The following is a 1054-nucleotide window of genomic DNA, read 5'->3' on the forward strand; positions in this document are numbered from 1 at the left end:
GTCCTCATGGGACGCCACCAGGCCCGCACCGACCTGGGCCGGGAGTTCGGCGCCACCGACGTGGTCGCCGAGCGTGGCCAGGAGGGCATCGCCCGGGTCCGTGAGCTCACCGGGGGCCATGGCTCGCACGCCGTCCTCGAAGCGGTCGGGCACGTGCCCGCCTATGAGCAGGCCGTCGGTGTCGTTCGCCCCGGCGGTGTGATCAGCCGGGTGGGCGTGCCGCAGTACGAGGAGGCGCCGATCGGTTTCGCCAGCCTGTTCCGGCACAACATCCGCCTGGCGGGTGGGCCCGCCCCGGTACGCGCCTACATCGAGGAGCTGCTGCCCGACATCCTGGACGGCACCATCGAGCCGGGTAGGGTCTTCGACGCCACCACCGACCTGGCCGGCGTGCCCGCCGGCTACAAGGACATGGACGACCGCAAGAGCCTGAAGGTCCTCATCACGCCCTGACACGGCACCGGCCACGGCCTCACCGGGGCCGCCCGACCGTGGGCGGTCCTGGCGGCGCCCGCCGGGCATGTCCGGGGGCGGGAACGAGTCGTGGCCGTGCACGTTGATGTGGGTGCGCACGAATGCCGACAGGTGCACCACGTCCTCCTCTCGCACCGGGTAACCCTTGGCGCGCAGCCGGTCCAGGAAGCGAGGAGCGCTCGTCCTGGCCGACCACGAGCATCTTCTCCAGGCTCGTCTGCTGGGTGGCGGCGATCAGATCGCCCAGCGCCCGCCACAGCCGGCCGGTGACCTCCTCACGGACCTGGGCCACCGGTCGGGCCGGCACGCTGACCCCGGGAAGAAGAGTGATGGGAGTGGGTGGTGGCTCTTGGGGATCTGACCTGGGGAGCGTGGAGGGGTGTGACCCGCTTCGGTGAGGCGCCCCCGTTGGTACAGCGGTGGGTGTATCCATCGCGTTTTCGCTGCTCTGGGTCTTGCGCTGAATAACGTTGGCGGACCCCTGTGGGGTGGCGGGTGGACTCTGAGAGCCCCTGAGGGCCTGACTTCCTAGAACATTGACTTATCGGGGGTCAGGATTCGAGGCTTTCCGGAGATCTGT

Annotated in this window: 1 protein-coding gene; it reads left to right on the forward strand. The window is 69.7% G+C overall.

Translation table 11 applies throughout. The annotated features are described in order from the left end of the window. Positions 1-453: zinc-binding dehydrogenase (locus ACWGKS_RS30120; RefSeq protein ID WP_452525131.1), on the forward strand; the 453-nt coding region annotated here is incomplete at its 5' end. Positions 454-1054 lie beyond the last annotated feature (601 nt).

The sequence above is a fragment of the Nocardiopsis sp. NPDC055879 genome, from assembly GCF_053615935.1.